The 8,345-nt window shown below is 67.8% G+C and carries 10 protein-coding genes; 1 reads left to right on the plus strand and 9 read right to left on the minus strand.

From position 1 onward, the window contains the following. The 4 genes from cobA to cbiE all read right to left on the minus strand — a co-directional run. A partial coding sequence (cobA, locus tag DH10_RS03770) for a uroporphyrinogen-III C-methyltransferase (protein ID WP_343221461.1) occupies window positions 1-746 on the minus strand: 746 nt, incomplete at its 3' end. Next, window positions 743-1,507, minus strand: coding sequence for a precorrin-4 C(11)-methyltransferase (cobM, locus tag DH10_RS03775; RefSeq protein ID WP_192245441.1), 765 nt, complete (start codon window positions 1,505-1,507; stop codon window positions 743-745). The genes cobA and cobM, both read right to left, overlap by 4 nt. Next, window positions 1,504-1,890 carry a cobalamin biosynthesis protein gene (locus tag DH10_RS03780; RefSeq protein WP_192245439.1) on the minus strand — a complete coding sequence of 129 codons (387 nt, stop codon included), beginning with the start codon at window positions 1,888-1,890 and terminating at the stop codon, window positions 1,504-1,506. The genes cobM and DH10_RS03780 overlap by 4 nt, the downstream gene beginning before the upstream one ends. Further along, entirely contained in the window at window positions 1,887-3,116 is a 1,230-nt protein-coding gene (cbiE, locus tag DH10_RS03785; RefSeq protein ID WP_192245437.1) for a precorrin-6y C5,15-methyltransferase (decarboxylating) subunit CbiE, read from the minus strand. Before cbiE ends, DH10_RS03780 begins: the two co-directional genes overlap by 4 nt. A 154-nt stretch (window positions 3,117-3,270) precedes the next feature. On the opposite strand from cbiE, the gene DH10_RS03790 reads away from it, so the two are divergent. Continuing rightward, window positions 3,271-4,035 (plus strand): cobalt-precorrin-6A reductase, encoded by a 765-nt coding sequence (locus DH10_RS03790; protein WP_192245599.1) that lies wholly within the window; start codon window positions 3,271-3,273, stop codon window positions 4,033-4,035. Here the strand turns inward: DH10_RS03790 and DH10_RS03795 are convergent. From DH10_RS03795 to DH10_RS03815, 5 genes are all read right to left on the minus strand, one after another. Then, window positions 3,999-4,763 carry a precorrin-3B C(17)-methyltransferase gene (locus DH10_RS03795; protein ID WP_192245435.1) on the minus strand — a complete coding sequence of 255 codons (765 nt, stop codon included), beginning with the start codon at window positions 4,761-4,763 and terminating at the stop codon, window positions 3,999-4,001. The two genes, DH10_RS03790 and DH10_RS03795, sit on opposite strands and share 37 nt — an antisense overlap. Then, window positions 4,760-5,509 (minus strand): precorrin-2 C(20)-methyltransferase, encoded by a 750-nt coding sequence (locus DH10_RS03800; RefSeq protein ID WP_192245433.1) that lies wholly within the window; start codon window positions 5,507-5,509, stop codon window positions 4,760-4,762. Before DH10_RS03800 ends, DH10_RS03795 begins: the two co-directional genes overlap by 4 nt. Continuing rightward, the gene (locus DH10_RS03805; RefSeq protein ID WP_192245431.1) at window positions 5,506-6,138 is read right to left on the minus strand and encodes a precorrin-8X methylmutase; all 633 of its coding nucleotides are present in this window, start codon (window positions 6,136-6,138) and stop codon (window positions 5,506-5,508) included. Before DH10_RS03805 ends, DH10_RS03800 begins: the two co-directional genes overlap by 4 nt. Before the next feature lie 3 nt (window positions 6,139-6,141). Then, a complete protein-coding gene (gene cobG / locus DH10_RS03810; protein WP_192245429.1) occupies window positions 6,142-7,611 on the minus strand; it encodes a precorrin-3B synthase in 1,470 nt (489 codons plus the stop codon). After that, a partial coding sequence (locus tag DH10_RS03815) for a cobaltochelatase subunit CobN (RefSeq protein ID WP_192384236.1) occupies window positions 7,608-8,345 on the minus strand: 738 nt, incomplete at its 5' end. The genes cobG and DH10_RS03815, both read right to left, overlap by 4 nt.

Consider the following 8,345-nt stretch of genomic DNA (forward strand, 5'->3'; position numbering starts at 1 on the left):
AGCCCGGCGGCTGCGGCCTCCTCGGCGATTGTCGCGAGCGTGGCGACGACGATGCGCTCCTGCGGCGTGGTCGCCGCAACGATCACCGCCGCCGGGGTCGTGGGCGCGAGGCCTCCTTTGAGCAGGGCGGCGGCAATCACCGGCAGATTGGCCATGCCCATATAGACGACGACCGGCTGGCCGGTGCGCGCGATCGCCGCCCAGTCGATATCGTCATCTGTGCCTGCCGCGTGGCCAGTGGCGAGGATGACCGCCTTGTTGATGCCGCGCATGGTGGCGGGGATGCCGTTGGCGGCCAAGGCGCTCAGACCGGAGGTGAGGCCGGAGAGAACGCGGAACGGAATGTTTTCGTGCGCGAGCGCCAAAGCTTCTTCGCCGCCCCGGCCGAAAATATAGGGGTCGCCGCCTTTGAGGCGCACGACACGGCGGCCCTCGCGCGCCAGCCGCACGAGCAAGGCGTTGATGTCGTCCTGCTTCATCGAAGGCTGGCCGCCGCGCTTTCCGGCGTAGAAAAGCTCGGCGCCGTCGGCGACCGCCACGACATCCGGCGAGACCAGCGCGTCATAGACCAGCGCATCGCACTGCCCGAGCGCCGCCAGCACCTCCAGCGTCAGGCAGCCAGGATCGCCCGGGCCGGCGCCGGCCAGCCAGACATGACCGGGCTCGAGCGTGCGCGGCTTGAAGTTCAGCCGCGCCAGCGCCTGATCCACCGTGGCCCGTCCGTTTCTGTTGGCGTTATCGGTCACAATCCGTCCCGTCCGCGAAAACGCCGCTGGTAGTGGGCGTCGTAAAGTGAGCTTTCGCCGAAATCCTGAGCGGCCAAGGCGCTGCCGACGAAGATGATCGCCGTGCGCTCCATCGGATTTTCGGCAAGCTGCGCTTCGATCGTGCCCAGCGTGCCGGTCAGGATGCGCTCATCCGGCCAAGAGGCGCGGAAGACGACCGCTACCGGGCACTCGGCGCCGTAGAGAGGCGTTAAATCGGCAACGACACGGTCGATGGCATGGATGGCTAGGTGAATGGCGAGCGTCGCGCCGGTGCGGCCGAAGGCGGCGAGCGTTTCGCCCGGCGGCATTTTCGAGGCGCGGCCGGAGACACGGGTCAGCACCAGGCTTTGCGCGAGCTCGGGAATGGTGAGCTCGCGGCGAAGCGCTGCCGCTGCCGCCGCAAAGGAAGGCACGCCTGGCGTCAGCGTATAGGGGATGTTGTGCTTTTCCAGCCGCCGGATCTGTTCGGCCACCGCGCTCCAGACGGAAAGGTCGCCGGAATGCAGCCGCGCGACATCCTGGCCGGCCTTGTAGGCGCCGACATATTCGGCCTCGATCTCGTCGAGCGACATCGGCGCGGTGTCGATCAGCTTGGTGCCGGGCGCGCAATGTTCGAGCAATTCCGGCGCGACGATCGAGCCGGCATAGAGACACACGGGGCAGGACGCCAGCAGCCGGCTGCCGCGCAAGGTGATGAGGTCGGCCGCGCCCGGGCCGGCGCCGATGAAATGAACGGTCACGCAGTGCCTCCACCGAGAGCGATGGCGCAGGTCACCGGGCCGAGAACGGTGCGCGGCCCGAGCAGTTTTGCATCTTTTCCGGCCGCGGCCAGGGCCGACGCTTCCGAAACCGACGGCGTGCCGGCATGCGCCTGCGACTCTTCGGATCGGCTGATCGTGCCTGCGGACGCGGCCTGCAATGCATGGTCGGTGACGACGATCACCGGAAGCGAGAGGTCACGACCTGCGAGGAAGATTGCTTCCTCGTCGCGCTTGATTTCGCCGGTCGCCAGCGCCGAAAGCGCGGCCATTGCCAGCCCATGCGCTTCGAGCGCGGTTTCGATCGCGGCGCGCACGTCGCGCGCCGTCACGCCTTTCCGGCTGCCGATGCCCGCGATCATCATGGCTTTACCCAACTCCACTGCGTGACAGGCATCGCCGGACGCCAGGCCTGCATGGACCCGACCGGCGCCGCGCGGGAAAGCGCGATGCGGGTGAGGTCGCCGCCCCGCCTGGTGTGCTGGTCGAGGAGGAGCGTCTCCATCTCCAGCGTTACCGCATTGGCGACCAGCCGGCCGCCGGGACGCAGCGCCTTGAACGCCTTCTCCAGCACGCCGGCATCGCTGCCGCCGCCGCCGATAAAGATCGCGTCTGGCGTCTCCAGTTTGGCCAACGCCTTCGGCGCCGAGCCCTCGATCACGACAAGGCCGGGCACGCCGCAATGCCCGGCATTTCGGGCGATGCGGGCGGCGCGCTCGCTATCGGCTTCGATGGCAATCGCCCGCATCGAAGGGTGGGCCAGCATCCATTCGATACCAATCGAGCCGGAACCGGCGCCGATGTCCCACAGCAGCTCGCCGCGCCTGGGCGCAAGCGACGAGAGCGTCATGGCGCGGATCTCGCGCTTGGTGATCTGGCCGTCATGTTCGAAGAGATGATCGGCTAGGCCAACGGTCAAAGGCAGGACGCGCGCATCCGGCGTCTGCTCAATTTCGAGCGCCAGCACGTTGAGTGGGTTGATGTCTTTAAGATCGAAGCTGTCGGCGCGGGCGGCGCGGCGCGTTTCGTCGGGACCGCCGAGCGCTTCGAGGACCGTCAATCGCGAAGGGCCGAAGCCGAGCTCGTCGAGCAACCGGGCGATGGCCGCCGGGGCGTCGCCGTCGGACGTCAGTGCAAGGATGCGCGCGCTGGGGTGGAGCAGGGGCCGGACCAGGTCGATCGAATGGCCATGCAGCGAGATGGTTTCGACATCCTGCAGCGCCCAGCCGAGGCGGGAGGCTGCCAATGACAGCGACGATGGGGCCGGAAGAACCATCATTTGGTCCGGCTTCACCTTGCGCGCCAGGGTGACGCCGACGCCATGGAAGAACGGGTCGCCGGAGGCAAGCACGCAGACGTTTTTGCCTTTCAGCGCCAGCACCTCGCGCATCTCGGTATCGAACGGCGTTGGCCATTGCCGAGTTTCACCTTTGACCAAGGGCGCGACAAGCGCGAGGTGCCGCTTGCCGCCGAAGATGACTTCGGCCTCGCCGATCCGGCGCTTGGCCTCGTCGCCGAGACCCGCTACCCCGTCCTCGCCGATGCCGACGATGATGAGCCATTGAGGTTTTGGCTGCTTGTTTTTTGACATGCCGCGCCGCCCCTCATCCGCCTGCCGGCACCTTCTCCCCGTATAGTGACGGGGAGAAGGTGGTTGGCTGCAGCGCCGGCCTCCCCCTCTCCCCGTCCTTAACGGGAGAGGGTAAGGGTGAGGGGCAGCGCAGGCGCTGCGCATCATGGTGCTCATGACGAATATTCTTATCCTCGGCGGAACCACGGAGGCCCGGCAGCTGGCGGGAAAGCTGGCCTGTCGCCAGGATTTTTCGATCACGCTGTCGCTGGCCGGCCGCACCGAAAGTCCGGTCGCGCAAGGCGTGCCCGTGCGCACCGGCGGCTTCGGCGGCGCGGAAGGACTGGCGACCTATCTCCGCCAAGAACGCATCCACCTGGTGATCGACGCCACGCATCCTTACGCGGCGCACATCTCGACCAACGCCGCTGAAGCGGTAAGGCAATCCGGCGTGCCGATCCTTGCGCTGCGGCGTCCCGGTTGGGAGCCTGTCGCAGGTGATCGCTGGACGCTGGTCGACAATGTCCCGGAAGCGGCGCGGGCTCTTGGCACGCCACCGCGTCGCGTTTTCCTCGCGATCGGCCGGCAGGAGGCAGGCGCCTTCGAAGTCGCCCCGCAGCACCGTTATCTGATCCGCAGCGTTGATCCGGTAGAGCCGAAGCTCGCGGTGCCCGATGCGCTCTACCTGTTGGCACGCGGGCCGTTTCCGGAACCGGACGAACGGGCGCTGCTCGAAAAATACGGTATCGATGCCGTCGTCTCGAAGAACAGCGGTGGTGACGCGACCTATGGCAAGATCGCCGCGGCGCGGGCGCTCGGCATCGAGGTGATCATGGTGCGGCGGCCGCCCTTGCCGGACGTCCCCTCGGCTGAATCCGTCGATCAACTGGCTGCAATGGTCGATCATCTTTTCGAGCCCGTTGCCGAACGCGGCGTATAGACCAGCGCGGGTCGTTCGCCGCGCTTGATGATCCGGGTCTCGGGCGAGCCGATGATGATGCAGGTTGCCATGTCGGCCTTTTCCGCATCTGCATCCGCCAGAAGATACACCTCGATGCGCTCGTCGGGCCGGCCGGCGGCGCGGCCGAAAATCACCGGCGTGGTGCCGGGCAGGATCGCCTTGAGGCATTCGAAGGCGCGGCCGAGCTGCCAGGGGCGCGCCTTGCTGATCGGATTGTAGAGCGCGATGACGAAGCCGGCGCCGGCCGCCGCCAGTAAACGCAGCTCGATCAGGTCCCACGGCTTCAGATTGTCGGAGAGCGAGATGGCGCAGAAGTCATGGCCGAGCGGCGCGCCGATACGGGCGGCGACCGCAAGCATGGCCGTTACGCCTGGAATGACCGAAATGTCGATGGCGCGCCATTCGGCCGGGCCGGCCTCGATCGCCTCGCAGACGGCCGCGGCCATGGCGAAAACGCCGGGATCGCCGCCGGAAACGACCGCGACGTTGTGCCCTTCGGCGGCCTTGGCCAGCGCCTCGTTCGAGCGGGCCAGCTCCTCGCGGTTGTCCGAGGCGATGCGGGTCTGATCCGACCGCAGCTCGAGCCGGTCGAGATAGGGCTTGTAGCCAAAGAAGAAGGAGGCCTCGGCCACGGCGCGGCTCGCCTGCGGCGTGACCTGGTCGGCATTGCCGGGGCCGAGACCGATGACTGTGAGGCGGCCGCTCATACCTTGGCTCCCGGCCGGGCGGACCAGCCGGCGACCAGCACGATGGCGAAATAGGGCGCCTTGTCGTCCGGCTTTTCCGCAAGCCGCATCGAGACGCTGCCCGGCATGGTGCCGCGCTCGACATAGACGGCCTTCGCCAGCTTGCCGGTCGCTTCCAGCGCACGGCGGATTTTCGGCAGGTTGCGGCCGACCTTCATGATGACCGCGGCATCGGTGTCGGCCAAGCGTCGCGTCAGCTCGAACTCGCTCATCGTGCCCGGAAGCACGGTGAGCACGTCGTCGCCCTGCACGATCGGCAGGCCCGTAGCCGACCAGCAGCCGGACATGGCGGTGACGCCGGGAATGACCTCGGTCGGGAACCGGTGCGCCAGGCGCACATGCAGGTGCATGTAGGAGCCGTAGAAGAGCGGATCTCCCTCCGACAGCACAGCCACGGTTCTGCCGGCGCCGAGATGCCCGGCGACCTGTTCGGCCGACTGCTCGTAGAAATCGGCGATCTGCGAGCGGTAATCGTCGTGATCCTTGTCGATCTCCGTCGTCACCGGATAGAGCAGCGGCAGCTCGATCATGTCCGGGCGAAAGCGCGCCTCGACGATGGCGCGCGCATTGCTGTTGTTGCCGCGCTTGGCGAAATAGGCGACGACATTCGCTTCAGCTAATGCCCGCGCGGCCTTCAGCGTCAGAAGCTCCGGATCGCCTGGGCCGGTTCCGACGCCGACGAGACGGCCTTTCGCAATCGCGTTCACAGGCCCGGCCTCGCCAATGCGTTGAGCGCTGCGGCCGTCATGGCACTGCCGCCCAGCCTGCCGCGCACGATGGCGTAGGGCACGCCATAGGAATTCTCCGCCAGCGCGTCCTTGGATTCGGCGGCTCCGACGAAGCCGACCGGCATGCCGATGATCGCCGCCGGCTTCGGCGCGCCGTCGCGCAATTTTTCCAGCAGATAGAAGAGCGCGGTCGGCGCGTTGCCGATGGCCACGACCGACCCGGCCATGCGCTCGCCCCAGAGGTCGATCGCTGCGGCGGAGCGCGTGTTGCCGATCGTCTTGGCGATCTCGGCCGTGCGCGGATCGCGCAGCGTGCAGATCACCTCATTGCCGGCCGGCAGCCGCGCGCGGGTGACGCCATGAGCGACCATCTCGGCATCGCAGAAGATCGGCGCGCCGGTGGCAAGCGCGGTCCGGGCGGCGGCAACGAAATTGCTGGAGAAGACGAAATGGCCTGCGGCCTCGACCTGACCGCAGGCATGGATCATGCGGATCGCGACATCGGCTTCGGCCTCGGAGAAGCGCGACAGGTCCGCCTCGGCGCGGATGATGGCGAAAGAGCGCTCGTAGATCGCCATCCCGTCATGGATATAGTCGTAGGCGGCCATTCCTTAGTTCCGTCGATAGAGTTCGGCGACGCCGGCAAGCCTTGCCAGGCAGGCGGCAACGGTTTCGCCCTGATGTCTTTGCGCGCGCACCGCGGCAAGGATGCCGCCGACCCCGCGCGCGGCGTCATAGCCCGGCCTGTATCCGGCAGGAAGGGCCTTTGCCGTCCCGTCCACGACAAGTCCGGCTCCGTTTTCGTCGCCGACCAGGGTCAGTGTCGCCGGGCCGGGATGCGCGCAGCCCTTGGCGCAGCCGGAAATGTGGAGCGTGAGCGAGGTGTCAAGGAGGTCGGCGCTTTCGGTCGCGATCGTCTCGGCGATGGCGCGGGTGGCGATGCGGCCGGAGGCGCAGGCCGGCGTGCCGGGACAGGCGGCGATGCGGGTGCGCGGGTCAGTGGGGGAGGTGACAAAGCCGAGGGCGGCGGCGGAGGATTGGAGATTGGGATAGGCGGCGAGGCCGAGAAAGAGCAGGGCGCGGCCGGGTGCTAGGCGGATTTCGGTTACGCCAAGTTCCGACGCCTTTGTGGCAAGCTCGATGAGACTCTGTGCCGGCATGCTACCGAAGGGCAGGCCGAGGCCGAGGGCATGGCCGGTGTTCAAGTCGAAAAGGCCAATCGGCGGGCGAGGCCGCTCTACGGCGCCCCCCTCTGTCCTGCCGGACATCTCCCCCACAAGGCCCACTTGGGGGGAGATCAGGCCGGCGCCGCCGGTTTCGCCAATTTCCAACGCCGAAAGTGAAGAGCCGGCGACGAAGCTGCTGATCTCCCCCCTTGTGGGGGAGATGTCCGGCAGGACAGAGGGGGGCGCGAAGGAACGCCAGCCTGCGAGAGACGCCAACTGCCGCTCCGACAAATCGCGCGTATGCGCCTCTCGGCCTTTTTCTGCGACCATCCTAAGCGCAGCCACCGCGATGTCGCGGGCAGCATCGGCATCGACCGTTGTGAGCGCCTTCGCACTCCGGCCATTACCGCTAGCCGACACGCGCCAGAAAACCTCGCCGTTGGCCTGCACCGCCTTCAGCCGCACATCGGCCGTGACCGCATCCAACGTCAGTTGCCCACCGCCGTCGACAACCACCGACACTTTTGGCCCCAGCCTTGCCGTCAGCCCTGCCTCTTCAATCGCGGCCCGGATCCGCTCAGCCAGCGGTCGCGGGTCGGCGATCTCCTGCGGGTCGATGCCTGCCAGCGGCCCAGTCTCAACGGGCACGCCGCTGCGCACCGCGATGCCCAGCGTATCGACTTCCGCCACCAGCAGCCGCGCGCTTTCCGGTGTCAGGCCGCGGATCTGCAGGCTGGCGCGCGCAGTCACCTCCATGATGCCGTTGCCGTGGCGCAAGGCGGATTCGCAGAGTCCGATCAGCGACTTCGGCGTAAGTCCTCCAGCGACCGGATTGAGCCGCACCAGCAGCCCGTCGCCGGTCTGCATCGGCGCGCTGAGGGCAGGGCAGGCGCCGCGGCGCGAGAACGCGTTCATGCCGCCACCCCGCTTGCCTGGGCCTCGGCGATCAAGGCGGCGAGGTCGTCGTCAATGGAATTGCGCAGCGGGTGCCAGAGGCCGCGCCGCCGCGCCGAGAGGAACCGCTCGGCAATGACCTTTGCCGCAGCCGGATTCTCGCGCAGGAGGAAGGCGCGGACTTCCGCGTCGCCAAGATAGGCGTCATGCACGGCCTCGATCAGCGCGCCCGATATGGCGTGGGTGGTCTCGGCAAAGCCGACGAGACGGTCGACCGTCTCGGCGAATTCCGATGCGCCGCGCGGGCCGTGGCGCATCTGGCCGGCGATGAACCGCGGATTGACGGCGCGCGCCCGCACCACTCTAGCTACCGCTTCGCTGACAGAGCGCGGCTTGGGCTTCTTCGGATCGGTCGTGTCGAGCACGATGACGTCGGCATTCCGGCCGAGCTCGGCGAGCGCCGCCGAAAACCCGCCGATTATGAAGGCGACATCGGCCGAGCCTTCGAGGATGTCGCGGCCAGGGTCGTCGCCGGTATGGACGAGCAGCTCCGCTTCGGCGATGCGGCCCTCGAAGGCGCCGGGCGCCGAGACCGCTTCGCCGTCGGCGCCGCCATAGGCATGCGAGGTGGCGTCGAGATAGGCACGGCCGATCTCCTCACGCGCGCCCCATTCGCCGCGCGACAGCAATTCCTCGACGCCGGCGCCGTAGGTGCCGGGCGAGGTGCCGAAAATGCGGGGGCCGACCTTGCCCTG

The organism is Mesorhizobium silamurunense, assembly GCF_014843825.1.
GTDB classification, from domain to species: Bacteria; Pseudomonadota; Alphaproteobacteria; order Rhizobiales; family Rhizobiaceae; genus Mesorhizobium; species Mesorhizobium silamurunense.

What these genes read in the sequence shown, in the direction of transcription:
- DH10_RS03795 (WP_192245435.1), bottom strand. Translation starts at nt 4,763, where the DNA reads ATGAGCGGCCGCCTCACAGTCATCGGTCTCGGCCCCGGCAATGCCGAC.
- DH10_RS03805 (WP_192245431.1), bottom strand. Translation starts at nt 6,138, where the DNA reads ATGGCCGCCTACGACTATATCCATGACGGGATGGCGATCTACGAGCGC.
- DH10_RS03780 (WP_192245439.1), bottom strand. Translation starts at nt 1,890, where the DNA reads ATGATGATCGCGGGCATCGGCAGCCGGAAAGGCGTGACGGCGCGCGAC.
- cobG (WP_192245429.1), bottom strand. Translation starts at nt 7,611, where the DNA reads ATGAACGCGTTCTCGCGCCGCGGCGCCTGCCCTGCCCTCAGCGCGCCG.
- DH10_RS03790 (WP_192245599.1), top strand. Translation starts at nt 3,271, where the DNA reads ATGACGAATATTCTTATCCTCGGCGGAACCACGGAGGCCCGGCAGCTG.
- cbiE (WP_192245437.1), bottom strand. Translation starts at nt 3,116, where the DNA reads ATGTCAAAAAACAAGCAGCCAAAACCTCAATGGCTCATCATCGTCGGC.